Here is a 25,038-nt window from a genome sequence, read left to right as displayed (position 1 = left end):
GTCTGGATAACGATCGAAAAGGAACTCTCTCAACTTGCTAGCAGTGAGCGGTTCTTCCCTATTGAGAACCGTCGCAGCATCAAGCATGAGGAGTCGAGCCTCTTTACTCTGTAGTCCATCCCCCCCTGTAGCCACGTTCCGAGTGCAAGGAGCACTCCTTATCTGGATCCATGAAATCTTCAACGGGAGGGGTGCTATCCATCTGGCCACTGCCAGGCGACCCATCAGCTGTTGTTGACTCTTGTGAGGAATCTTCTTGTTGAGTGACCGTATTGGTGCTTCCGATACTTTCCTATCAGATCCGCCGGTGAAGAGTCATCGTCGACGTCGTCCTCGAGGTCAGTGATCCGCTCCTCAAGCCCAGTCACGTGTTCAGTAAGCTCCTCAACTTGAACTACGAGCGTATCCACAGTTTCGGTATCGGATGTAGCCGTATCGATGCCGGTTGTTACTCCCTGTGAGATAGAAGGCCGATTCATCAACAGGTGGCGAATGTATTCTGACCGGCTACTAAATCCCGCTTCGTCAGCCTCATCATCCAGATCGTCTAGTAAGTCCGGCTGGAGACGGAGTGTAATCGGTTCCATTGCGTTTCAGCTACACAAAATATAGGATTACAGTTAATTATTAGTGTATTCGTATCCATGTCTGATCAGCTACGGCTATCTTGGTTTTTGAGAAGCTTGCGCAAGATGTAGCGGACTTCGATTATGCGTAGCTGGATAGGTAGCGGTTCGAATACAGCGTGTTAATACCGAATTCGAGCTCACGGTGAAGGGGCGTAATTGGTTCAACATCGGATCGGCTACAATTCAGCGCACGACCTTCTCATTGATTTCTGATATACTGGCGAAGGCTTTCGTACAACCCTAATAGCAGTGTATCTATCCCGTGCACGTTTCGTGTCGTTCGCAACTCAACGACGTCAACGACCCCCTCGTCGCTCGACGTATTGGGGGTCACGATGGACGGTCTCAGCCGTCAGTTCGGCCGAATAACTGACCGACACCATCTCGAGGTGGATCACTGCTTGCCGACTCGCCGAAGCCGAGACGAAACGTATTTTGTTACGAAACAAGAATTTCGTGTATGCAATCTAGACGACGATTTCTTCGCCGGGCCACTGCAGGATCGAGTGTGCTCGCACTCGCCGGACTCTCGGGATGTGTGGACGGCGGGTCCGTGGCAGAGAGCGACGACGCGGGAGGCGCTGACGAGGAGCGCGACTACACGTCGTGGTTGTACGATCCCGGCCTGTTTCTCGAGCCCGAACTCACGATGTTCACGAGCATCGACGTGCGACGAGCGACGGAGCTGTTCGAGGCGAGTGTCGAGGACGAACTCCCCGAATTCGACGACGCGTTCGACGACTTCACGGGCGTCGAAGCGCTCGAGCGGGTGACCGGGCTGGCCTTCGGAGCGCAGGAATCTGAGGATGAGGCGGTCGGGATGAGCGTCGCGATGACCGGGACGTTCGACGTCGACGCCCTCGTCGACGAACTCGCACACGAGCAACTGGGCGACGAGGAACTGATCGGGCCGACGGAGTACGACGGATACGAGGTGTACGTGATCGAGGACGAGGACGAGCTCAGTGGGATGGCGATGAGCGCCGATACCGTCGTGTTCGGCTTCTTCGGCGGCGTCGACGCCAGCTCGACGGAGCCGGTTACGGTGATGATCGACGAGTACGAGTCGGCGAGTTCGGGGTACTCCGACGGTCGCGAGGACGGTGCCTACCTCCTCGACCGGCTCGAGGGTGAGCTGTCGGTGACCGGGATCGAATTCGACGCGGCGGCGCTCGGACTCGAGGAGCCACAGGACCCGATGGCTCAGGAGCTGTTCGACGGGCTGAGCGCGGTCGGCTCTGCGAGCGACGTGACCGACGAGGGGGCCGTGTCAGTCGACGCCGTGTTGGTGTACGAGACCGAGGAGGACGCAGACGGCGAAGCGATCGAGTCGGCGATCGACACGCTGGTGATGAGCGAACCGGCGCTCGAGGACGAACTCGAGAGGCTCGAGATCACCGAAGACGGCCGAACGCTGACCCTCTCGCTGACGTTCGACCCGGAGGAAGTCGACGTCGACGATCCGTTCGACGATCCGTCGATGCTCCTGTTCGTCGGCGTGTTTCCGGCGCTCGCGGTCGTTAGCGCGTTCGTGCTCGATCTGGGTTCGACGGCGTCCCCTGAGGCTCAGCTAGCAGTCGACATCGATGAGAGGGCCGATGCCGAAGAAGTGACCGTCACCGTGACGTCCGCCGCCAACGCAGCGGACGCGTATCTCCGGACCGATACGACCGTGATCCACGACTTCGAGGTCGTCGTTGGCTCCAGTTATACGCTCAGTGTCGAAGACGGTGAGTATGCGCCTGGAGACACGATCATGGTGATCGGCGTGACTGAAGACGGTACCGAGACCGTGGTCGCCTCGTTCGAGACCGGGGACTGACCGGAGTCAGTCGTCGTCTGCCTCGAGCGAGCGCGGTATGCGTCGGTTGCCGTCATCGAGTGCTCGAGCGACGCCGTCGAGTATCCCCGCTGGCGTCGCCTCGACGGCGTCCTGTCGAAGCTCGTCGTACAGCCGTTCGGCGCGCTCGCCGGCGTGATTCCGTTCCGCGAACGGCCGGGTCTCGACGACGACGAGCGTCGGTGAGACGGTCGAGAGCGCCTCGAGGACGAGCTGATTGCCGGCGCCGACTTCGAGGTCCGCCAGCACGACGCAGGCGGCCGCGTAAAGTCGATTCTCGAGCGTCGCGAGCGCGTCGCGTGAGAGCGGCGCGAACGGTTCGACGGTGAGCCGGTCGACCGCGAGCCGTCGCGCCACCGTCGCCGCGACGTCGCCGCGCGAGACGGGGCCGACGGAGACGTCGACGCCGGCAGCCTCGAGTCGGGCGACGACGGTGGCGGCCGTCTCCCCCGACCCGAGAACGTGGACGGGGCCGGGGACGGGCTCGTCGCTGGCGCGCGACGACAGCGCGGTGACCGTCGGCGTGCCGGTAAAGGGGTTGGTCGTCACGGCTGCGGTCGCGTCGAACGCCCGGGAAATAGTTTCTGCGGACAGGACGTCCTCGGCGGGACCCTGCCCGCAGACGACGCCGTCGGCCAGGACGACGAGGCGATCGCAGTACCGGGCGGCGAGGTCCAGGTCGTGGATGGCGGCGACGGCGGTTTTTCCGTCGTCGGTGAGCTCACGGACGAGGTCGAGCGTCTCGACCTGGTGGTTGACGTCGAGGCTCGCCGTGGGTTCGTCGAGCAAGACGACCGGGGTGTCCTGGGCGATCGTCCGTGCGAGCAGCACGCGTTGGCGTTCGCCGCCGCTGACCGCGTCGATCGAACGGTCGGCCAGTTCGGCCGTTCGGGTTCGCTCGAGCGCGCGGTCGACGGTGGCGCGGTCCTCAGGCGTCGGCGAGCCAAAGCGCGAACGGTGGGGGTGTCGGCCCATCTCGACGACGTCCCGGACGTCGAAGGCAAACGAGAGGTGGGTGTCCTGTGGAACGACCGAGACGAGCCGGCTCGAGGCCCTCGAGGAGAGTCCGTCGACGCCGACGCCGTCGACGTCGACGGTTCCCGAATCCGGCGTCAGCACGCCGCTTATGGTCCGCAAGAGCGTGGTCTTCCCGGCCCCGTTCGGGCCGACGAGGCCGACGAATTCGCCCCGGTCGACGTCGAAGGAGACGTCCCGGAGGACGGAGACGTCGCCGTAGGACACCGAGATGGAGTCGACGTCGATCACAGCGAATGCACCTCCCGGCGTGTGAGCAGGTAGAGGAAAAACGGTGCGCCGAGTGCAGCGGTGACGATGCCGACGGGGACCTCGGCGGGACCGGCGCGAGCGACGGTGTCGGTGGCGACGAGGAACGAGGCGCCGGCGAGGGCGCTGGTCGGAAGCAGGATGCGGTGGTCGGGGCCGACGATCAGGCGCATCATGTGCGGGACCACGAGGCCGACGAAGCCGATGACGCCCGCGACAGCGACCCCCGCGGCGGTGACGACGCTGGCGACGGCGAGCAAGAGTAGCTTCGTCCGTTCGACCTCGACGCCGAGGTGGTGGGCGTCCTCCTCGCCGAGCAAGAGGACGTTCAACTCGCGGGTGTACGCCCCGAGGACGGCCACGCCCAGGAGCGTGACGGGCAGTGCGAAGCCGACGTCACTCCAGGTGGTGTTGCTGAGGTGTCCCATCATCCAGACGACGGCCTGGCGCAAGCTGTCGCCGCTGTGAACGAGCATGTAGGAGATCATCGCGCCGAGAAACGCCTGGATGGCGACGCCGGCGAGCAAGAGCGTGGCGACCGGCGTGCGGCCGCCCTCGGTCGCGATGGCGTAGACCAGAAAGGCGGTCGCGATCGCGCCGACGAACGCCGAGAGGTGGAGACTCCCGAAGGGAACGAGCATGGGGAAGGCGATCGCGGCGACGGCTCCGGCCGCTGCACCGGCCGAGACGCCGATGATCGACGGGTCGGCGAGCGGATTGCGGAAAAAGCCCTGCATCACGGTTCCGGCGGCAGCCAGCGAGAAGCCGACCGTCGCCGCGAGCGCGATCCGTGGGAGTCGGACGTCGCCCACGATAATCTGGTGAGTGTCGGGAACGTCGAATGCGAAGACGGAGGTGTACTCGAAGCCCGGAACGGGAACTCCCCAACCGAGCACGGGAATCGTCGTCGTGCCGGCGGTGACCCCCGACGGGACGACGAGGGCGTTGAGTGCGGCGAGCGCGACCGTCACCGGATCGATCCTGACCGGACCGATCGCTGCGCTCCCGACGGCGACGACCACGAGGAGGACGGTAAGCCCTCCAGTCCACGAGACGATTCGGCCAGGCGACTCCATTCGTTGACAACCTCGCTTGCTTTAGTCAAATATTTGTTGGAGTGTGTCCGAGAGTCGGACGATGCGAACGTTACAAATCGTTCTGATTGCGACGCTGGTGGCCGTCTCCGCATTCTCTCCGGCGACGGTTGCTGCTGGAACCACACAGGCAGTGGAGTGTGAATATCCGCTGACGGTGACCGATGCGACAGGCGAAGAGATCGTCCTCGAGGAACCGCCCGAGTCGGTCGTCGCTCTCCAGGCGAGTGACGCCCAGACCGTCTTCGAGATCGGTGCCGAAGACCGCCTCGTCGGACTGCCCCACACCGACGCGACGAGCGGCCTCGATCGCGAGAACTATGCCGACGTCAGCGATGGGTGGGCGATCAACCACGAACAGGTGATCGCTCTCGAGCCGGACGTCGTTCTGGCAGCGAACATCACGGCCGACGAGGACGTCGAGACGCTCCGTGAGGCGGGGCTCACCGTTTATCACTTCGACGCTGCCGACTCGATCGAGGACGTTCGGGAGACCGTCCTCCTGACCGGCGAACTCACGGGCGAGTGTGACGGGGCCCAGGAGACCGCAGACTGGATGGACGACCAACTCGAGATCGTCGAGACCGCCCTCGAGGACGTGGATCGGCCGCTTGCCTACTACGCGATGACCGGCGACGACGGCTGGACCGCCGGTTCCGGGACGTTCATTCACGAAGCCCTCGAGACCGCTGGCGTCGAGAACGTCGCCGAGGGAGCGGGGATCGACGGCTACCAGCAGATCAGCCCGGAAACGGTCGTCGACGAAGATCCCGAGTGGATCATCTACCCCGACGGGAACGACGAACCGCCAGTCGCCGAGGCAGTTCAGGCGACGACCGCCTATCAGGAGGGTAATTTCGTCACCGTCGACGACAACCAGATCAACCAGCCCGCACCGCAGATCGTCGCCGTCGTCGTGGAGATCGTCGAAGCGGTCCACCCGGAGGCCTACCAGCAGGCGAGTGACGAACTCGAGGCGACGGACCCCGGAGATGACGCGAGCGACGACGAGAGCCAGGAGGAACGTGACGACTCGAGCGACGAGGAGAGCGGAGATGCGAGTGACGACGAAGACGGCATCGAGAGCGACGACGACTCCGTGCCCGGATTCGGTGTCCCGGTCGCGATCGCGTCGCTGCTCGTCGCCGGTTGCGTCCTCCTTCGAGGCCGGTAACGGCGGTCATCTCTTTTGAAAAGCGTTTACTCACCTGACCGCACAGGTCGAGTCATGGTCGAGAACGTCATCTGGCCCGCCTATCTCGATGTGGACTGCTCACGGGCCGAGGGACGACGCGTCCCGGAGGAACTGGCAGTCGAGGAGCCGACGGTCGACGAAATCGCAAAAGCCGTCCAGCAGATCGGCTACGACGTCACGATCGAACGGGACAAGGCGTACTCGAGAGAGCCCTGGCGTGAACGCGGCCGAGTCGTCGTCCGCGGCGCCCACGACTCGACGAAGAACGATCTCGTTCAGGCCGTCGCCGCGTACGTCCTGGCGATGCGAGAGTGATGTATCGAGTTGGACAGGTCGTCCGGGTCGCCCAGGGGCTGGCGATTCTCCGGGCGGCCGGAGACGATCCCGCGTCGATCGGGACGATGGTGCTCGACGATTCGCTCGCCGAAGTCGGTCGCGTCGTCGACGTCTTCGGCCCCGTCGAACGACCGTATCTGGCAGTGACGCCGAACGACGACGTCCACCTGCCCGCGCTGGTCGGTGAAACGCTGTACGCGCGATGATCGCTCGAGCCAGTCACTGTGCGCTGGGGACGGCCGAGCCGGACGGTGTCGAACGAAGAGCGCAACACCGATACGAGCCGACCGACAATCCGGCGTCATGAACGATCGGAGTCGAATTCTCGCCGCCGTCTTTCTGACGGTCTGTCTGTTTCTCGGCGTCCAGCTGGGCGCGCTCGCGCTGGTCGAGCCGTTCCAGGAGGCCGACTACCAGGCCGTCGAAGACCCCCAGGACCCGACCAACAGCCTGCTCTACCTGCTGATCATCCTCGTCGCGACGGGCTTCATGCTCGCGGCGTTTCGCTACGACGCCCAGTGGCTGATTCGCGGCCTGATCATCGGGGTGAGTGTGATGCTCGCCTGGTTCGTCTTCGGCGAGGTGATCCCGCCGGTGGTCAGCTACGCCGGCGTGAACCTCCTCGCCGTCGTCGCCTCCCTCGCCGTCGGCGCGGGGCTGCTCGTCTACCCCGAGTGGTACGTCATCGACCTCGCCGGCGTCCTGATCGGTGCCGGTGCCGCCGGCTTATTCGGCATCAGCTTCGGACTCTTCCCGGCGATCCTCTTGCTAGCCGCGCTCGCCGTCTACGACGCCATCAGCGTCTACAAGACCAAGCACATGCTCACCCTCGCCGGCGGCGTGATGGACCTCCGAATCCCCGTCGTGCTGGTCGTCCCCACGACCCTCTCGTACACCCACCTCGACCCGGAGAGCACCGAGGGAATCGTCGAGGAGCGAACCACCTCGAGTGCGGGTGACGGCAGCCACCGAGAGAGTGCGGGAGCCGGCGATCTCGAGGACGAGCACACCCCCGGCGACCGTGGCCACGACGCCGACGACCTCGACGAGCCCTCGAAGGAACACGGCGACCGCGAGCGTGACGCGCTGTTCATCGGGCTGGGCGACGCGGTGATCCCGACGATCCTCGTCGCCAGCGCGGCGTCGTTCGTCGACGTGCCGGCGATCGACGTCCCGATGATCGCGCTCAACCTCCCGGCGCTCGGTGCGATGGTCGGCACGATCGCCGGCCTGCTCGTGCTCATGTACATGGTGTTACAGGGACGAGCCCACGCCGGACTCCCGCTGCTCAACGGCGGTGCGATCGGCGGCTACCTGCTCGGGGCGCTCGCCAGCGGGATCCCGCTCGTGGCGGCGCTCGGGTTGTGACCGAACTACTGTCGCCCGCCATCGGTGGCCCGAGGTCGGCTCTTCGCTCGTGTGACTCGAGCCTGTTGCTGATTCGCTCGTTATCAGTACGGACGTGTAAATACAGCCTGGTGGAGCGGTCTGTTCACATTTACACCCAGACAACTTTTGTGTGTCAAACGGGGCGAATCAATTCCACTGATCTACAGAACTGATCGCCCGCTCTGAACAGAGACGCTTACCGGCCGCATCAGCGTTCGGGGAAACATAACTGGACCCCGACATGTACTCGGACGATCAACGCCCCTCGTCGAAGACCGCCAGCATGTCCTCACCGAGGTCGGTACGATAGATCCGGTAGTACATGTACGGACCGAGCAGTAGCGCACCGAGAACCAATTTGAACCACCCGATACGGGTATCCTGCATCCACGCCTGCGGCGGCCCACTCGGGGACCAGGGCGAGGGGAAAATTGACGGAAACCGGGAGAGCAAAAACGGCTCGACGACGAACTGCAAGAAGGCGACGAGTAGTGTCATCACTACGAGCAACTCAACGAAGAACCGACGCGTGCTCTTGTTCTGGAGAATCTTCCGGTATTCCTCGTGCATCTTTGTACTACCTCTTTACTTCCCAATCCGACGTTTGGCCGGTCGTGATAAAATGATTAGAGGCATCTCGGATGTGTTGCTATTCATTTATTTTATCCGTCGAATAACTCTTCCCCATTTTACACCGGGTTTTGATAGATTGTGTATGGGTTGTTACTTGTTGTGGTAGGTGTACACCCAGTCTTGACCGCTCTCAGCTACTTCGAACAAATCGAGTTGCCGTGCAAGACTCGCGCCCTGTCTCCGGCACATCTCGCTCGACCCATATATCAAGTGTCTCAAGCGGCGTACAACATCCAGAGAATTAGTGCAGCATAGAGATTACGTCTATTCCGCCATAGCTGTCCTGAACTAGCCGTGAGAACTAGTCTGCAAAGCCAGTACTGTGGACGTGGATATCATGAGTCGCTTCGATTACGAAGTTCAAAGCCCAGCCCGATAACTCCGTAAAGGATGAGTAGCCCAGCGAGAAGGAACCAATTTCCGTCAAGATATTGTAGGACGCCGATTGCGATAAATACGCCATACATAACCGGCTGGTAGAGCGGATCGTTTCGAATACCTGAAACTGTCGCTGTGAGCAACATGGGTACGACGATGAGCCAAAGCACGACTGTATAGAGAGTGGGCGGTCCAAAATACACGAATTCAAAGTAGGTGCCAGCCCCGACAATTGCCACTATAACTAATAAAATTCCCGGACGGATTCGATTTTGAAGCGTGTGGAGGGCGGTCATTCAGATGAAAGTGAGGTGTTCACCGTGATATAGATGTCTGCTGAACGACAGACGCTTCGCCTGTACTGACCGATCTTGGAACGCGGGATCAGCCGTCCGACGGGAGCCGGTAGGTCGGCCCCTCGTCGGTGTCTTGCACCTCGACGCCGAGGGCCTCGAGTTCGTCGCGCAACGCGTCGGCTCGCTCGTAGTTGCCCGCCGTCCGCTCGTCCTCGCGGATCTCGAGGACGAGGTCGACGACGTCGCCGGCGAGGTCGGCCTGCCCGGTCGAATCGCCGTCGAAAGCGAGGCCGAGCACCCAGCCGAGTTCCTCGAGCGTCTCGACCGCCCGCCGGAGGCCGCGGTAGTCGTACTCCTCGGCGTCGACGTGGCGGTTGACCGCGGCGGCGACCTCGAGCAGCGCGGACTGGGCCTCGCGGGTGTTGAAGTCGTCGTTCATCGCGTCGGTGAACGACTCACGAGCCGTCTCGACGGTTTCTCTGAGCGCGGCGGCTTCGACCTTCGTCCCCGCGTCGGGGGAGTCGATAGCCGCGGTCGCGCGTTCGTGGGCGCGCTCGAGTCGTTCCCACCGCTCTTTCGCCTCGGCGATCGTCTCGTCAGAGTAGAGCTGCTGGCTGTTGTAGGAACCGGCGGTGAGGAACGTTCGGAGGACGTTGGCGCCCCACCCCTCGACCGCGTCGGCGACGGTGACGAAGTTGCCCAGACTCGAGGACATCTTCTCCTCGTCCATCTGGAACAGCTCACAGTGCAGCCAGTACGTCGCAAACGGCTGGCCGGTGGCGGCCTCAGACTGGGCGATCTCGTTCTCGTGGTGGGGGAAGACGAGGTCCCGGCCGCCGACGTGGACGTCTAAGGTTTCCCCGAGGTGGGTCATGCTCATCGCCGAGCACTCGATGTGCCAGCCGGGTCGGCCCGCACCCCACGGCGAGTCCCAGGTCTGGCCCTCTGGCGGGCGCTCCCAGACGGCTCCTTTGGCGTGCTCGCGGACGGCCTCGGGATCGACGCCGCCGGCCTTCCAGAGCGCGAAGTCCGCCGGGTGGCGCTTTTCCGATCGCTCGTCGGGATCACCCTGGGACTCGATCTCCTCGAGGTCCTGGTTCGAGAGCTTGCCGTACTCCGAAAAGCGAGTCACGTCGAAGTAGACCGAGCCGTTCGACTCGTAGGCGTAACCCGACTCGACCAGCGTCTCGATCAGCTCGATGATTTCGGGGACGTGCTCTGAGACGCGCGGGTAGACCGTCGCCCGGAGCAGGTTGAGCGACCGCATCGCGGCGAGCGTCTCCCTGACGTAGGTGCGGGCGACTTCGGCTTCGGACTCGCCCAGGTCGTCCTGGCCGACGCGGGCGACGATCTTCTCGTTGACGTCCGTGAAGTTCTCGACGTGGCGGACGCCGTAGCCGAGGTGTTCGAGCCAGCGGTGCATCACGTCGACGTGCACCCACGAGCGGGCGTGGCCGAGGTGAGGCGGGTCAGAGACCGTCAGGCCACAGTAGTAGAGCAAGACGTCGTCGGGGTCCTGTGGCTCGAACGGCTCCTTCTCGCCCGTCAACGTGTTCGTCACGTGCAGGGTCATTGCCCGCCTCTACCCGCGGGCGAACATTAAACCGTTTGTTGACGCCTCGAGGCGACCGACCGTCAGTCCCGAGCGAGCCGTGGTACCCCCTCGAGCGCTCGCTCGACTGCCCGGACCGCGGTCGCCCCGTCGAGTCGGTCGACGACGACGACCATCGCCTCCGTGCCGACGCCCGCGGCGAGGACGTCGGTTCCTTCGAGTTCGAGCGCCTGGATCGTCGCGGCGAGCGCCGACGCGTCGACGGCCCCCGTGGCGACGATGGCCGTCCGACTCCCGTCTCCGGGGCCGAACGCCGTCCCGCCGACGACCAGCAGGGCGTCCTCGAGCTCGTCGACCGGCTCGATCCCGCTCTGCATCGAGACGCGGGCGTCGGCCGCGCCCGTCTCGTAGTCGGGCAGCTCCTCGGCGTACCGCCGGAGCGCCGTCGCGACGGCGTCGACCTCGCCGTCAACCTCGCCGTCGACCTCGAGAAAGCGGGCGGCGGCGGTGTAGTTGACGACGCCTGCCCGGAGCGCTACGACGAGAAACGGGTGCTCCTCGACGGCTCGGCGCGTCTCAGCTGCGAGTGACATGTCGGCGACCGCGTCGGCAGAGCGCTTAAACCCGGCGGTCGATTCGTCCGGGACCGCGGCGCTTTTGGGCCGAGCCCACCACGGTCCCGGTATGACACCCGAAGACGTCGAGCGACTCATCGAGGCCGAACTCGAGGACGCCGAGGCGACCGTCACGCGCGCTCGAGACAAACACGACGACGACCACCTCGCGGCGACGGTCGTCTCGCCTGCGTTCGAGGGACTCACGCTGGTTTCCCAACACCAGCTGGTGTACGATGCGCTGGGCGAACACATGACCACCGACATCCACGCCCTCGAGCTCTCGACGTACACCCCCGAAGAGTACGAAGAGTACTAGGCCGGATCGAAACCGAACGCACCGAACGACCGAGAACCGGGGCTTTATCGTCTGTTGTTGATACAATTCAGGTATGGAATCGCTGAATCCACGGATCAGGGTCCTCTGGATCGCGCAGGCAGCGCTCGGCGCGATCGTTCTCGGCGTCGTTCTCGCGGGGGTCGACGGCCAGCTCTACTCGTTGCCGATCGCCCTCCCGCTCGGTGCGGGGGCGCTCGTCTTGCTCCTTGGCGTCACCTACGCCGTCCGCCTCTACCAGAAGTGGCGCTTCGAACTCCAGGAGGACTCCCTCTACCTCGAGCGGGGCGTGATCACGTTCGTCGAGACGTCCGTCCCGTTCGTGCGCGTCCAGCACGTCGACACCCGGTTTGGACCCATAGAGCGCGCGCTCGGGCTCTCGAGCGTCGTCGTCTACACGGCGGGCTCGCGCAACGCCGACGTCAGGATCCCGGGGCTGACGCCCGATCGGGCGCGAAAGCTTCAGGACACGCTCCGAGACCTCGCCGTCGAGAGCGAGGGTGGCGACGCGGTATGAACCGACTCCACCCGCTGACTGCCGTCATGATGGCGCTCAACCGGGGGGTATCGGGTGCGTTCCTCGCGTTCGTGCTCGTCACGGTCCTCGCGGCTGTCTTCGACCTCGTCAGCGGCGGCTGGACAGTCGTCGCCGCGCCACTCGGGTTCGCCCTCGGGGCGGCCTACGGGATCACCTACTACTCCCGGTTCGAGTACGAACTCACCGCGGACACGTTCGACCTGGCCTCGGGGGTCTTCTCCCGCCGGGATCGGGAGATTCCGTACCACCGGGTTCAGAACGTCGACGTCAGACAGGGCGTCGTCTTCCGGCTGTTCGGCCTCGCCGTCGTCAACGTCGAGACCGCCGGCGGCGGCGCGACCGAAGCGGTGCTCAACTTCGTGAGCGAGGACGAAGCCGACCGCCTCCAGCGCGAAATTCGGCGGCGAACGGCCGAGTCGAAAGCCCGGCGTCGGAACGCCAGACAGGCGGCCACCGGCGCGCAAGACGAAACCGACGAAGCGCCAGCCGACGTCGACGCCGAGGAGACCACCCTCGAGGACGCCGACGCCGACCGAATCGACGAGGCGGACCTCGAGGGAGTAGACGCCGAGACCACGGACACCGAGGCCGATACCGTCAGCGCGGACACAGACTTCGAGGCCGTCGACGTAGACTCCGAGGCCGCCGACGAATTCGGCGAGGTCGAGTGGGACGAAGGGCCCGACGACGGTCGGCTCGCCGAACGGGCTGACGAGGCGGCGGTCGACGACTTCGTGGCGGAGTACCGGCCGAAGCTCCTCTTCCGGCTCGACTCGCGCGAACTGCTGCTGTACTCGCTCGCCTCGTTCCGGCTCGCCGCCGCAGCCGGCGTGGTGTTCATCGCCTTCCTCGCCGCCGAGACGGCCCTCGAGTTCCTGCTCACCGTCTCCGAGCCGGTCGGCGGGCCGGCGGATCTCGCCACCGCGACGCCCCGGAACTACGTGATCCTGAGCCTGGTCTCGTTCGTCCACCTGGTCGTCTTCACCTACCTGCTCGGGGCGGGCTACACCTTCGTCAGCTACTACGGCTTCCGGCTCGGCCGGGCCGGCGACGACCTCGTCTACGAGCGCGGCCTGCTCCAGAACTACAGCGGCTCGATCCCGGTCGAGAAGGTCCAGTCGGTGACCGTCACCGACAACCCGATCCAGCGGCTGATCGGTTACGCCGGCCTCTGGGTCGAGACGGCGGGCTACGGCCCCGACAGCAGCGGCGGCAGCCAGTCGGCCGTCCCCCTGGCCAAACGCGGCCGCGTCTACGGCTTCGCCGAACGCTTCACCGACCTCGAGAAGCCGTCGTTCCACCGGCCGACGACGGTCGCTCGTCGCCGCTACCTCGTGCGCTACTCGCTCGTCGCCGGCGCCGTCGTGCTCGTCGCCTACGGCATCACGCTCGCGACGCCGCTCGAGGCCTGGTACTACGCCACAGTCGTCTTCCTCGCGGTGCCGGTCGCCGCTCACCTCCGGTGGGTGCACCTCGGCTACTACGTCGGCACGGACCACCTCGTGATCCGCTCGGGGTTCTGGCGCCGCCAGACGACCGTGATCCCCTACTACCGGGTGCAGACGATCAACAACCGGCGGTCGATCTTTCAGCGCCGACTCGGGCTCGCCTCGCTGGTCGTCGACACGGCGAGCTCTCAGACGTTCTTCCGGGGGACGCCGACGATCTACGACGTGAACCTCGAGGTTGCCCGGGAGGTCCACGACGAGTCCCGCGAGAAGCTACAGGTGGCGATCCAGGAGCGGTCGGGTCCGGACGCAGGCGACGGGACGATCGAGTTCGTCTGACCTGTCGCCGCTCCACCTCAGCTGGGTCGTTCTCGTTCTCGGTCGGCAAGAGCGGTCGACGAGGTCAAGATCGGCACGTTTCGGTGGCTTTTACCCCACCCGACGTGACGTCTCGCGTATGGCAGAGGATTACCGAATCGAGGAGGACAGCCTCGGCGAGATGCAGGTTCCCACGGACGCCTACTGGGGTGCTCAGACCCAGCGTGCGATCCAGAACTTCCCCATCTCCGGGATCACCTTCGGCCGCCGGTTCGTCCGAGCGCTCGGCGTCGTCAAGAAGGGGGCAGCCCAGGCCAACCGCGACCTCGGGCTGGTCGAGGAGGAGGTCGCTGACGCGATCGTCGAGGCCGCCGACGAGGTCATCGCCGGCGAGCACGACGACCACTTCCCCGTCGACGTCTTCCAGACCGGGTCGGGAACTTCCTCGAACATGAACGTCAACGAGGTCATCGCCAACCGCGCCGCCGAGCTTATGGGCGCGGAGATCGGCGACCGCGTCGTCCACCCCAACGACCACGTCAACTACGGCCAGTCGTCAAACGACGTCATCCCGACGGCGATGCACGTCGCGGCACTCGAGGCCGTCGAGAAGGACGTCATCCCCGCCCTCGAGACGCTCCGAAAGGCGCTCGAGGAGAAAGAAGCGGAGTTCGCGGACGTCGTCAAGACCGGCCGAACCCACCTCCAGGACGCGACGCCCGTGACCCTGGGACAGGAGTTCGGCGGCTACCGGACCCAGATCGAGAAGGGGCTTTCCCGCGTCGATATGGTTCGTGACCACCTCGGCGAACTCGCCCTCGGCGGCACCGCGACGGGGACGGGCCTGAACACCCACCCCGAGTTCCCCGAACTCGCCGCCGAGTACATCAGCGAGGAGACGGGCGTCGACTTCCGCGAGGCCGACGACCACTTCGAGGCGCAGGCCGCCCACGACGCCATGTCCGAGGCTCACGGCGCCCTGCGCGTCGTCGCGGGCTCGCTCAACAAGATCGCCAACGACCTGCGCCTGCTGGCGTCGGGGCCGCGAAACGGCCTCGGTGAACTCGAGCAGCCCGAGAACCAGCCCGGGTCGTCGATCATGCCCGGCAAGATCAACCCCGTGATCGCCGAAGCAGTCAACCAGGTCCACAAGCAGGTCGTCGGCAACGACGCCGCCGTCGCCGCCGGCGCCGCCGAAGGCCAGATCGACCTCAACCTCTACAAACCCGTGCTGGCGCACAACTTCTTACAATCCGCCGAACTGATCGCGAACTCGAGTGAGGTCTTCGCCGAGCGGTTCGTTTCCCCGCTCGAGGCCAACGAGGACCACTGTGCCGACGCCGTCGAGCAGTCGATGGCCCTGGCCACCTCGCTCAACGTCCACATCGGCTACGACAAGGCCAGCGAGGTCGCGAAGGCGGCGCTCAAGGAAGGGAAGACCGTCCGCGAGGTCGCCCTCGAGAAGGGCTACGTCGACGAGGAGGAAGCCGACGAGGTGCTCGATCCCGCCGCGATGACCGAGCGCGGCATCCTCGGACAGGATCACTGAGCGTCACTGAGCGAGCTTCCCGGGTCGTCACACTGGGACGTACGTGAAGCGATCCCGTCGTCCTGGAACACACACGAAACGAACCCGTCGCGACTCTGTGCAGGAGAGTCCACGAGACTCGGCTGCCGTCGGTCGTGGCAGAACGGAATCATATACTCGCTCGGCGAGAGTGCCAGAATTTGCCACGGCAATTTGTAACAGCCCGTTCTGGCAGCCGATTGGATACTCGGATTCGAGTACTATCCAGATTTTGTCCGTCTTTCTTCACGGAACGTCCGATCTAAATCGGCACAGAGACACCGAATCACCCACGTTCTCGACGGAATAAAAGAACCCAAGCAGTTTTTACGGAGGGTATCGTCAGACGTAATATGCACACCTGTCGAAACTGTAATCAGTCGTTCCAGACCGAGCTCGCCCTCGAGTTACACCGAGATACGTGTGCGGAGGGACAGCTTTTCTGTCAGGTATGTGGTGATCGGTTCCGGGAGCGAGACGCCACACAGGACGGGTGGCACTACGAGTGTCCGAACGAGGACTGTGACGGGGAGGGACTCCACGAAGATCTGATCGACGTCCGGCGCGTACGAGCGGCGACGCACTGAGAGCCGTTTCACCGGGTTCCGTCTTTTTCACTCGCGTATGGGTTTCACTCCATCTCGAATCACGACTGTCGATACCGTCGGCTGGACGTCGATTCCAGCGCTCGCGACTCGTCCTGTAGGGACTCGTGCGGATTGCTGTACCGATGTACCGCTGCAACGCCAGGGGTCGCGATTGCACCGGAACTGCCACGGCGGTCCGTATCGGTATCCAGCCACGAGGGCGCTGTCAGTCCTCGAGCGTCGCTGTCGCCGACTCGATTTCGGTCTCGGGTTCGGCCTCACGTTCGTCCGCCTCGTCCTCTTCTAGGAGCGACCCTTTCCACGTTCCGCGGGTGAACCACGCGACGGCGGCGATCATGCCCACGACGTTGCCGGTGACCATGCCGAGCCAGATTCCGGTCGTCCCCCAGGCCAGGACGAACACGAGGACGTATGTCGTCGGAACCCGGCCTACCCAGAGAGCCAGGACCGAGAACGCGAGCGCCGTCTTCGTGTTCCCCGCGCCGCGGAACGCCCCGAGGATCACCTGCAAGACGCCCATGAACACGAACATGACGGCGGCGAACTGGAGGTACGTGCTGCCGTAGGCGAGCGTCGCCGCCCGCCCCTCGACGTCGGCGGTCAGGAAGACGGCGACGATCGGCTCCGGGAAGAGAAACGCCACCAGCCCCGCGACGCCCATCACCACCGCGACGACTCCCGACGCCAGCCACGTCGCTCGCTCGGCTCGCTCCGGTTTTCCGGCACCCAGATTCTGTCCGACGATCGTGTCCGTCGCCTGTCCCATCCCCATCGCCGGGAGGAACGCCAGCGAGATCAGCCGGTTTCCGAGGCCGTAGGCCGCCACCACCGCGGGCGGGAACGTCGCGACCATCGCCGTCATCGTGACCATCGCGAGCGAGCTCATCGACTGCTCGAGCGCGGTCGGCACGCCCAGTCGCGTGATCTTCCAGACGTAGGCGGGACGGGGAACGAGGTGGCCGGCTTCGATCTCCGGGCCCAGATCCGTATAGAACAGGACGTAGACGCCGATCGCGGTCGCCACTGCCCGCGAGAGGACGGTCGCGACGGCGGCCCCTTCGATCTCGAGGCGGGGGAAGGGGCCGACGCCGAAGATCAACAGCGGGTCGAGCGCGAGGTTGAGTACGACGCTGACGATCATCACCCGCATCGGGGCGTGGGTGTTGCCGTAGCCCCGCATGAGCGAGACGAAGACGAAAAAGCCGAACAGAAACGGCATCCCCAGGAAGAAGATGCGCATGTAGTCGGCGGCCAGCGGAATAATCCGCGCACTCGTCTCGGCGTCGGCGGGCAACAGCCCGAGCATCGCGTCGGTCACGAGGTAGCCGACGATTCCAAGCGTGATCGCGACGAGCGTGATGAACGAGAGCGTCTGCCCGGCGATCAGGCCACCCTCGTCACTGCCAGCGCCGGTGTGCTGGGCGATCAGGATCGCCCCCGCCGCGGTGAAGCCGCCCCCGATCGCGATCAGAAAGAAGATCAGCGGAAACGCGAGGCTCAACGCACCGACGGCGTCGGGCGAGAGCGCACCGAGCCAGAACGTGTCGCCCACGTTGTAGGCGACCTGCAACAGCTGGATGACCACGAGCGGCCACGCCAGCCGGAACATCGGCCGGACGAGCTCGCCCTCCGTCAGATCGTTCGCACTCGAGGGTTCCGTGGAGGGCATTACGGTTCGAAATAGCGTTCCGAATACTTGAACGCTCGTAGTGGATGATATCACGGCACACGAGCGATACCCGTGAACGCTGTTGACTACCCGCTCGAGCAGTTACCGACCGACGTCGGATCCGACGGGAACTCAGCGGCCGTCTCGATCTCGATCCCGCTCTCGCTCCCACGCCGCGGTTTCTGGGTCGGCCGCCGCGGTCGGCTCGGCCTCGAGCCGGTCGGCACAATCCGCACAGTAGACGTTCGTCCCCCACTCCGGAACCGCGATCGTCGTCCCGAACAGGACGCGCCGCTCGGCGTAGCGTCGGCGTTCGCCGCCACCTGCCGGTCGGCCACACTCGTCACAGTCGAGTCCAGATTCGGCGATCGGCTCGACCGTGACGTCCCGCCGCGTCCCGATCGTGTACACTGGATACGCCGACGCCCGCCACGCCTGCCAGCAGATGACGAGGCCGGCGAGAGAGAGGAGCGCGCCGAGCCACGGGTAGCCGAACCACGTCGGCAGCAGACCGAGCGACAGGAGAACCCAGCCCCAGAGGACCACGAACCCGACCCCGTTTGCGATCCGACGGACGTCCGAATCGAGACTCGAGGGCCGTGAGTCGACCATTCAGACGGATGCTCGGCCGAGTCACGGGTAATCCTTTCGATGGGCCGCTCCGATCCGCGCCCGAGTGCCGGTCAGTCCGCGATCGCTTCGCTCGGCTCGGCCTCGAGCGTCGGCTGCTGGATCCAGAGGTCGCCGAAGAGGTCGTCCTGCTCGAGTTCGAGTCGACTGCGGTGGGCGAGAAAGAGTAACGCGAGGTAGGTCATCACACGCGAGCCGCCCACGTCGTCGATCTCGGCGAACAGCACCTCCTCGCGGCCGTTCTCGTAGTGGACCGCGAGTTCGGCCTCGACGTCGTCGATGACCGTTTCGATGTCCTCCCCGTGGGCGGTGTGGGTGACGTCGTCCGCGGTGGGCTCGTCGTCCACCCGGAAGTCGTCGGCGGAGTGATAGCTGAGCTCCTGGGTGCCCCGCCGCCAGCCGCTCGGTGAGTCGCTCGTGTCGTAGGACCGAGACTCCTTCCACCACGTGCCACGTTCGGCCTCGCGCAGCTCTCGAACGAGTTCGTCGAGCGTCTCGGGCTTCCCGCGAGCGTGTTTGCGCTCGAGTCGGCGATCCATCTCGGCCTCGAGGCTCTCGATGGGATCGAAGCCCGGCTCGACGTCGGCGTCGGGGTCGTCGGCGAACGGAGCCTCCCACGGCGGGAGCTCCTCCTCCTCGGGTTCGTCGACGGCGAACAGCTCGTCGCTTTTCATCCGCAGGAGGACGCTCGCGTAGAACAGCGCCCGGCCTGAGGTTCGGAGGTCGGCATCGTCGAGCGCCTCGAGGAACTTATCCGTCACCCGGACGACGTCGATGTCCCAGGGATCGATCTCGCCGTCTTTGGCCAGCTGGACGAGGAGTTCGACGGGTTCGACGTCTTCGTCGTCGGTGGCGGGTTCGACCGCCGACTCCTCGGTCCCGTCGTCGAACTCGAGGGTCGTTCCCTCACTGGCTCCCGGCGGCTCACGGTCCTCGTGACCGGCGATGGTCAGCGGGATGTCCTCTCGCGGTTCACTCCGTTCACCGCTCGAGTGGTTCGAGGCCCGCGTTGCCTCGGGCTCCCCGTCAGTCATCCGCCGGCACCCCCTCGTCGCGCAGGTCGATTCCCGTCACAGCGGAGACGTTGTCGCCCTGCATCGTCACCCCGATCGCCCGTTCGGACCGCTCGAGCATCGCCGAGCGATGCGAGACGACGACGAACTGAGCGTTGCCTGCGAGGTCGTCGACCATCGAGCCGACGCGTTCGGCGTTGACCGCGTCGAGGAAGGCGTCGACCTCGTCGAGCGCGTAGAACGGAGCCGGATTGTGTCGCTGGATCGCGAAGATAAAGGCGAGCGCCGTCAGCGACTTCTCGCCGCCGGACATCGCGTCCAGGCGCTGGATGGGCTTATCACCCGGCTGGGCTTTCATCGTCAGCCCACCCTCGAACGGGTCCGCTTCGTCTTCCAGGTGAAGGCTACCGGTCCCCTCCGAGAGCTTCTCGAAGATCTCCGTGAAGTGGGCGTCGATCTCCTCGTAGGCGTCCATGAACGTCGCCTTCTTCTGACTCTCGTAGCGTTCGATCCGCTCACGGATGCCCGTCGCCTCCTCGACCAACGTCGCCTTCCCCTCTTCGAACTCCTCGAGTTCCTCGCGGACGTCGTCGTACTCGTCGATCGCCAGCATGTTCACCGGCTCGAGCGCCGCCATGTCGGCCTCGAGCAGCTCGACCATCTCGACGACCGTCTCGTGGTCGGGAATCTCCTCGGGGTCGTACTCACCGACCTCCTCCTCGAGCGCCTCGATCTCCCACGCGAGGCTCTCGACGCGTTCGCGGGCCGACTCGAGTTTGCTCTCGGCGGCGTTCACTCGATCGCGTTGCTGGTCGCGAGCCGTGCGTACCTCCGTGAGCGTCTCTCTGAGGTCGACCCGTTCGGCTTTCAGCTCCGCGAGTTCCGCCTCGAGCTCCTCGACGAGGTCGCGTTTCTCCTCGAGCAGCTCCCGTTTCTCCTCGATCGCCGCCTCGAAGTCGTCGATCCGCCCCTCGAGTTCTGCCTTGCGGTTCTGTGCCGTCTCGATCTCGTCGTGGAGCTCGGAAACGGCGTCCTCGGCGTAGCCTTTCTCGAGTCCGAGTTCGTTCAGCTTCGCGTCGAAGGCGTCGAGTTTATCCTCGCGCTCGTCGATCTCGGCCTCGACGTCTTCGATCTTCGCGGTGAGCTCCGGGATCTTCGAGTCGGCGAGTTCACGTTCGAGGTCGCCGATCTCGGCGTCGATCTCCTCGATTTCGGCGGTCTTCGTCTCGATCTCCTCGGAGATGTCGGTCATCCGCTCGTCGACCGACTCGCGTTCGCCGCGCAGCTCCTCGAGGTCGCCCTCGAGGGAGTCGATCTCGGCTTCGATCCGTTCGCGTTTTTCCGCGAGGGTCTCGAGTTCGCCCTCGATCGAGCGGACCTCGTCCGCCGCGTCGGTCTGGCGGTCACGGGCGTCGTCGAGGCGCGATTCGACGTCGCGCTGTTCTGCCCGGATCGACTCGCGGCGATCCTGTAACTCGGTGATCTGTTTGGCGACGCGCTCGAGTTGCCCCTCGCCGCTCTGGGTAAACGAGTAGCGCGACCCCTTCCGGGAGCCGCCGGTCATCGCGCCGCTTTTCTCGACGAGGTCGCCGTCGAGGGTGACCATCCGATAGTCGCCCATGTACGACCGGGCCGTCTCGATGTCCTCGACGACTAACGTGTCCCCGAGGACGTACGAGAAGACGCCCGCGTACTCGGGATCGAACTCGACGAGGTCGAAGGCGAAGCCGACGACGCCCGGATCGGTCGGCGCGTTCGGGAGCCGGCGTTCGCGCATCTTCGTGATCGGGAGGAACGTCGCTCGGCCCGCGTTGCGCGACTTGAGGTGCTCGATACACTGCTGGCCGATCACGTCGTCGTCGACGACGACGTTCGCGAGTCGGCCACCGGCGGCGGTCTCACAGGCGACGGCGTACTCCCCCGACACCGAGCCGAGCTGCGCGACGGCTCCGTGGACGCCGCTGATGCCCGCGTTCAGAATCGTCGTCACCGCGCGACCGAACGAGGAGTCGCCGCTCTCCCCGGCGTTGGCCTCGAGTTCGGCGTACTCCGCCTGTTTGGCCTGGAGTTCGTCGTCGAGTTCGTCGAGTTCGTCCTGGAGCTGGCGCTTCTCCGACCGGAGATCCTCGACGACGCCCGCGATGCTCTCGCGGTTGCGTTCGGCCTTCTCGAGTTCCCGCTCGAGGTCCGACCGTCGCTGCTCGAGGTCGGGTAGCGACTCGCGCTTGTCCTCGATCGTCGCCTCCGCCTCGGCGATGGCGTTCGATCGACGGCGAGCCTCGTCGAGCAGCCGATCCTGCTCGCGCTGGCGGTCGTTCTTCTCGGTCTTCGCTTTCTCGAGGTCGTCTTTCAGGCGGGCGAGGTCGGCTTTCACCTCGTCGTACTCGGTGTCGACGGCCTCCAGTTCGCGCTCGAGTTCGGCGACGGTCTCCTCGCGTTCTGTAACCTCGACTTTGACCGAGGCCTTCTCGAGTTTGAGTTCGCGCATCTCGGCCTCGAGTTCTTCGACCCGCTCTTGCTTGCGGTCGATCTGGACGAACGCTTCCCGGCGCTTGTCTTCGGCTTCCTCGATCCGCTCTTCGGTCGCCTCGATACGATCCTCGAGTCGTGAGCGCTCGCCTTTGACCTCCTCGATCTCGCGTTTGATCCGGAGCTGTTCGTCCTCGCCGGTGCGCTCGATCTCGGCGTTCAGATCTTCGAGGTCCTCCTCGAGACGCACGACTCTCCCCTGGCGTTCGTCGAGTTCGCGCTGGAGGTCGGCCAGTTCCTCTTCGAGCCGGTCGACTCGGTCCTCGACGCGGGAACGCTCTTCGCGTTTCTCCTCGAGTTCGCTCGCTTTGAGGTAGCCCTCGTACTCCTCTTTCTCGCGGCGGAGCCGGCGATAGCGCAGGGCCGTCTGGCGCTCGTCCTCGAGCTGGGCGAGTCGGTCGCGTTTCTCGTCGATTCGCAGTTGCGCCTCGTCGATGCGATCCTCGACGACCTCGAGTTCCGCGAAGGCGTCTTCCTTTTTCGCGTCGAACTCGGCGACGCCGGCGATCTCGTCGATGATCCCCCGGCGGGCGTGTGGCGTCATGTTGATGATCTCGGTGACGTCGCCCTGCATGACGACGTTGTACCCCTCGGGGGTGACGCCCGCCTGCGCGAGCAGGTCCTGGATGTCAGAGAGGTTCACCGACCGGCCGTTGAGGTAGTAGTATGAGTAGTAGTTGTCGGCGGTCTGTTTGACTCGCCGACGGATGGTGATCTCCTCGACGTCGCCGACGTCGTCGGTTCCCGCGGCGCTCGCGACCTGCGACCGCGTGAGCGTGCCGTCTGAATTGTCGAGTGCGACCTCGACGGTCGCCTCGCGCGGGCCGCCGGATCGGTCGCCGTCTTCGTGGCCGGGGTTGTAGATGAGGTCGGTCAGCTTCTCGGCGCGAATTCCACGGGTGCGTGCGAGTCCGAGCGCGAAGAGGACGGCGTCGATGATGTTCGACTTCCCCGAGCCGTTCGGGCCGGTCACGACGGTGAAATCTTCGTAAAACGGGATGTGCGTCTTGCGGCCGAAGCTCTTGAAGCCGTCTAAGACGAGTGCCTTGATGTGCATCTCCTTCTCGAGCCCTCCGTAACGCTGCGTCGTCTCACGATTGCACCGGGACGCCGTCCGTTACGCGACGATAATTTCGTCAGTACCTGAGTCTTCCGTTTCGTCCTCCGGTTCGTCTTCGGCTTCGGCCGCAGCCGCTTCGACTTCGTCGGGCGCTGCCTCCTCTGCTTCGTGGCTCCGTCGCTCGGGGACGCGCGTCGGCGTCTCCGTGTCCAGTTCGGCCTCGAGGATCCGGATCCGTTCTTTCGCCTCGACGAGTTCGTCGGTGAGCCCTTCGATCGTCGACTCGAGTTCGGCGACGGTCGACTCGAGTTGCTCGACGCGATTTTTCGTCATACCTGCTAACGGTCTGTCCGAACACATAAACGTATGTCAGACAACCGTATCCGTTCTGGTAAGTCGTTTTCGACCGACGAATTGTCCGTCCGGAGTCGGACGCGAACGGGCCCGTCTGGGGAGTTTTGTCGTGTGCGAGCGTGTATCTGCCCACTGCGTGGCGACCCGTTGCACACCTGGTTGTCGAAGCGGTGACCGGCCCGCCGACCGTCACTATTAACATGTACACATTCGGCTCTATGGTGAGTGATTGTCTATCATGTAGTATGGCGCATCAGCCACTGGAGGGTGCAGACGAGCTATGACCACAGGATCACCTGCGGGAAGGGACGTAACTGACGACAGCGGAGGAATCGACCGGAGAGACGCGCTGAAACTCGTCGGGGGGTCGGCCATCGCGGTCGCACTCGCGGGCTGTGCAGATCTCCTCGAGGACGACGACGACGCCATCGAGGACGCCGAGGTTCCGGACGAACCGATCGAGGCCGGACTGCAGACGTTCCTCGAGGGGGCACCGGCGGTACTCGGCGTCCAGGCGGAGATGGGTGCGGAGACGGCCGTCCGCCGCATCAACGACAACGGCGGCATCGCCGGGCGGCAGATCGAGCTCGACATCGTCGAGGAGGGCGAGGAGGCCCTCGAGAACTACGTCCAGTTCGTCGAGGACGGTAAGGACGTGACGTTCGGGCCGATCTCGAGCGGGAACCACGAGGCGATGGTCCCGGAGATCAACTCCCAGGGCGTCGTCAACGTCGCGACCGACGGGACGGTGACGACGCTGTACGAGGACCACGAGGACGGCTTCCCGCCGGACCAGAACGACTACTCGTTCCGGTTCCAGAACCACGACGTGATGGAAGCGCTCGCGGCGGCGGTCGAAGCCGTCGAGGTGCTCGGTGCCGACGAGATCGACACGGTCGCGGGGATCAACCCTGGCTACGCGTTCGGATTCGACGAACAGCGGATCTTCTCGGCCGGAATCCAGCAGCTCGCGGGCGCGGAGGTCGTCTACGAGGGCGAGCCCGACCTGGGGACCGACGACATGTCGACGCACATCGAGCAGGTCAACAGCGAGGAACCCGACGTCCTCTTTACGAGCTGCTGGGGCGGCGACGCGACGCTCCTGCTCGAGCAGGCTCACGGGGCCGACATGTTCGACAACGTCGAACTGGTCGTCGGGCCGGTGTTGTATGGCTCGGCCAACGACCTGAGCGAGGGGCTCGTCGACGGCCCGATCCGGTCGGGCTCACGCAACTTCTACTGGGACGAGCCGAGCACCAACCGCTGGACGCCCGCGGCGGACCTCTTCGAGGAGGTTCAAAGCGAGTACGACGCCGTCCCGACGGCACACTTCATGAGCGGTTACGGCGCAGTTACCGCGTGGGCGACGGCCGCGGAGAAGGCCGTCCGAATCCTCGGCCGGTGGCCCGAACAGGACGAACTCGCGGAGATCCTCATCGGCCACGGCTTCCACACGCCCGCCGGCTACCACACGATGGCCGGCGACCACCAGTGTTACTCGAACGCCCACTTCGGCGAACTGGCCTGGTCGGACGACCTCGACGCCGCAGTCCTCGAGGACGTGAACGTCTACGCACCTGAGGACGTCTCGCCGCCCCAGGGTGAGGTCTCACTCGAGTGGATCGAGGGCTGGGAGTAGTTCCATCGACCGACAACGTTATTCGAAACTTACATATGATCCAGTCAGTACTAAACGAGAAACGGACCGGACGAACGCACGGAAGGTG

The 25,038-nt window shown here is 64.8% G+C and carries 23 protein-coding genes; 11 read left to right on the top strand and 12 right to left on the bottom strand.

Annotated features, from left to right (window positions below):
* Positions 1 to 224 precede the first annotated feature (224 nt).
* Positions 225 to 587, bottom strand: a complete 363-nt coding sequence (locus NMQ09_RS11880; protein WP_255190797.1) for a ribbon-helix-helix protein, CopG family — start codon at positions 585 to 587, stop codon at positions 225 to 227.
* A gap of 502 nt (positions 588 to 1,089) precedes the next feature.
* Between NMQ09_RS11880 and NMQ09_RS11875 the strand changes: the two genes are divergently transcribed.
* On the top strand, positions 1,090 to 2,451 hold the full coding sequence (locus NMQ09_RS11875; RefSeq protein WP_255190796.1) for a hypothetical protein: 1,362 nt from the start codon (positions 1,090 to 1,092) through the stop codon (positions 2,449 to 2,451).
* Between the two features lie 6 nt (positions 2,452 to 2,457).
* Here the strand turns inward: NMQ09_RS11875 and NMQ09_RS11870 are convergent, their stop codons facing one another.
* Together NMQ09_RS11870 and btuC are read right to left on the bottom strand one after the other, a co-directional pair.
* The gene (locus tag NMQ09_RS11870) at positions 2,458 to 3,735 is read right to left on the bottom strand and encodes an ATP-binding cassette domain-containing protein (protein WP_255190795.1); all 1,278 of its coding nucleotides are present in this window, start codon (positions 3,733 to 3,735) and stop codon (positions 2,458 to 2,460) included.
* Positions 3,732 to 4,829, bottom strand: a complete 1,098-nt coding sequence (gene btuC, locus NMQ09_RS11865) for a vitamin B12 ABC transporter permease BtuC (protein WP_255190794.1) — start codon at positions 4,827 to 4,829, stop codon at positions 3,732 to 3,734. The genes NMQ09_RS11870 and btuC overlap by 4 nt, the downstream gene beginning before the upstream one ends.
* Positions 4,830 to 4,890: 61 nt before the next feature.
* Here btuC and NMQ09_RS11860 point away from each other — a divergent pair, with 61 nt between their 5' ends.
* From NMQ09_RS11860 to NMQ09_RS11845, 4 genes are all read left to right on the top strand, one after another.
* The gene (locus NMQ09_RS11860; protein ID WP_255190793.1) at positions 4,891 to 6,021 is read left to right on the top strand and encodes a PGF-CTERM-anchored ABC transporter substrate-binding protein; all 1,131 of its coding nucleotides are present in this window, start codon (positions 4,891 to 4,893) and stop codon (positions 6,019 to 6,021) included.
* Positions 6,022 to 6,075: 54 nt separating this feature from the next.
* Complete coding sequence (srp19, locus tag NMQ09_RS11855; RefSeq protein ID WP_255190792.1) at positions 6,076 to 6,357, top strand: signal recognition particle subunit SRP19; 282 nt, start codon at positions 6,076 to 6,078, stop codon at positions 6,355 to 6,357.
* Positions 6,357 to 6,584, top strand: coding sequence for an H/ACA ribonucleoprotein complex subunit GAR1 (locus NMQ09_RS11850; RefSeq protein ID WP_255190791.1), 228 nt, complete (start codon positions 6,357 to 6,359; stop codon positions 6,582 to 6,584). Before srp19 ends, NMQ09_RS11850 begins: the two co-directional genes overlap by 1 nt.
* Positions 6,585 to 6,681: 97 nt before the next feature.
* A complete protein-coding gene (locus NMQ09_RS11845; protein WP_255190790.1) occupies positions 6,682 to 7,746 on the top strand; it encodes a presenilin family intramembrane aspartyl protease PSH in 1,065 nt (354 codons plus the stop codon).
* A gap of 276 nt (positions 7,747 to 8,022) precedes the next feature.
* Here NMQ09_RS11845 and NMQ09_RS11840 read toward each other — a convergent pair whose 3' ends face one another.
* The 4 genes from NMQ09_RS11840 to NMQ09_RS11825 form a co-directional block, all read right to left on the bottom strand.
* Positions 8,023 to 8,337, bottom strand: coding sequence for a hypothetical protein (locus NMQ09_RS11840; RefSeq protein ID WP_255190789.1), 315 nt, complete (start codon positions 8,335 to 8,337; stop codon positions 8,023 to 8,025).
* 398 nt (positions 8,338 to 8,735) lie between these two features.
* Positions 8,736 to 9,074, bottom strand: a complete 339-nt coding sequence (locus tag NMQ09_RS11835; protein WP_255190788.1) for a hypothetical protein — start codon at positions 9,072 to 9,074, stop codon at positions 8,736 to 8,738.
* A gap of 88 nt (positions 9,075 to 9,162) precedes the next feature.
* The gene (cysS, locus tag NMQ09_RS11830) at positions 9,163 to 10,647 is read right to left on the bottom strand and encodes a cysteine--tRNA ligase (protein WP_255190787.1); all 1,485 of its coding nucleotides are present in this window, start codon (positions 10,645 to 10,647) and stop codon (positions 9,163 to 9,165) included.
* 62 nt (positions 10,648 to 10,709) lie between these two features.
* Positions 10,710 to 11,219, bottom strand: coding sequence for a DUF7523 family protein (locus tag NMQ09_RS11825; protein ID WP_255190786.1), 510 nt, complete (start codon positions 11,217 to 11,219; stop codon positions 10,710 to 10,712).
* Positions 11,220 to 11,310: 91 nt separating this feature from the next.
* Here NMQ09_RS11825 and NMQ09_RS11820 point away from each other — a divergent pair, with 91 nt between their 5' ends.
* The 5 genes from NMQ09_RS11820 (at position 11,311) to NMQ09_RS11800 (ending at position 16,035) form a co-directional block, all read left to right on the top strand.
* Positions 11,311 to 11,559, top strand: a complete 249-nt coding sequence (locus NMQ09_RS11820) for a BolA family protein (protein ID WP_255190785.1) — start codon at positions 11,311 to 11,313, stop codon at positions 11,557 to 11,559.
* Between the two features lie 73 nt (positions 11,560 to 11,632).
* Complete coding sequence (locus NMQ09_RS11815; RefSeq protein ID WP_255190784.1) at positions 11,633 to 12,094, top strand: PH domain-containing protein; 462 nt, start codon at positions 11,633 to 11,635, stop codon at positions 12,092 to 12,094.
* A complete protein-coding gene (locus NMQ09_RS11810) occupies positions 12,091 to 13,902 on the top strand; it encodes a PH domain-containing protein (RefSeq protein ID WP_255190783.1) in 1,812 nt (603 codons plus the stop codon). The genes NMQ09_RS11815 and NMQ09_RS11810 overlap by 4 nt, the downstream gene beginning before the upstream one ends.
* A gap of 118 nt (positions 13,903 to 14,020) precedes the next feature.
* Complete coding sequence (locus NMQ09_RS11805) at positions 14,021 to 15,430, top strand: class II fumarate hydratase (protein ID WP_255190782.1); 1,410 nt, start codon at positions 14,021 to 14,023, stop codon at positions 15,428 to 15,430.
* A 371-nt stretch (positions 15,431 to 15,801) separates the two neighbouring features.
* Positions 15,802 to 16,035 carry an HVO_2901 family zinc finger protein gene (locus NMQ09_RS11800; protein ID WP_255190781.1) on the top strand — a complete coding sequence of 78 codons (234 nt, stop codon included), beginning with the start codon at positions 15,802 to 15,804 and terminating at the stop codon, positions 16,033 to 16,035.
* A gap of 226 nt (positions 16,036 to 16,261) precedes the next feature.
* Here NMQ09_RS11800 and NMQ09_RS11795 read toward each other — a convergent pair whose 3' ends face one another.
* The 5 genes from NMQ09_RS11795 to NMQ09_RS11775 form a co-directional block, all read right to left on the bottom strand.
* A complete protein-coding gene (locus NMQ09_RS11795) occupies positions 16,262 to 17,725 on the bottom strand; it encodes an MATE family efflux transporter (RefSeq protein WP_255190780.1) in 1,464 nt (487 codons plus the stop codon).
* 132 nt (positions 17,726 to 17,857) lie between these two features.
* Positions 17,858 to 18,337, bottom strand: a complete 480-nt coding sequence (locus tag NMQ09_RS11790) for a DUF8108 domain-containing protein (protein ID WP_255190779.1) — start codon at positions 18,335 to 18,337, stop codon at positions 17,858 to 17,860.
* Positions 18,338 to 18,408: 71 nt separating this feature from the next.
* Positions 18,409 to 19,389 (bottom strand): segregation and condensation protein A, encoded by a 981-nt coding sequence (locus tag NMQ09_RS11785; protein ID WP_255190778.1) that lies wholly within the window; start codon positions 19,387 to 19,389, stop codon positions 18,409 to 18,411.
* A complete protein-coding gene (gene smc, locus NMQ09_RS11780) occupies positions 19,382 to 22,954 on the bottom strand; it encodes a chromosome segregation protein SMC (protein ID WP_255190777.1) in 3,573 nt (1,190 codons plus the stop codon). Before smc ends, NMQ09_RS11785 begins: the two co-directional genes overlap by 8 nt.
* 60 nt (positions 22,955 to 23,014) lie before the next feature.
* Complete coding sequence (locus NMQ09_RS11775; RefSeq protein WP_255190776.1) at positions 23,015 to 23,290, bottom strand: DUF7518 family protein; 276 nt, start codon at positions 23,288 to 23,290, stop codon at positions 23,015 to 23,017.
* Between the two features lie 301 nt (positions 23,291 to 23,591).
* Between NMQ09_RS11775 and NMQ09_RS11770 the strand changes: the two genes are divergently transcribed.
* The gene (locus NMQ09_RS11770) at positions 23,592 to 24,950 is read left to right on the top strand and encodes an ABC transporter substrate-binding protein (RefSeq protein ID WP_255190775.1); all 1,359 of its coding nucleotides are present in this window, start codon (positions 23,592 to 23,594) and stop codon (positions 24,948 to 24,950) included.
* Positions 24,951 to 25,038: the final 88 nt, after the last annotated feature.

This window comes from Natronobeatus ordinarius, from assembly GCF_024362485.1.
GTDB lineage: Archaea > Halobacteriota > Halobacteria > Halobacteriales > Natrialbaceae > Natronobeatus > Natronobeatus ordinarius.
Note: the sequence above shows the minus strand (reverse complement) of the source record. Positions and strands in the feature narration are given on the sequence as shown.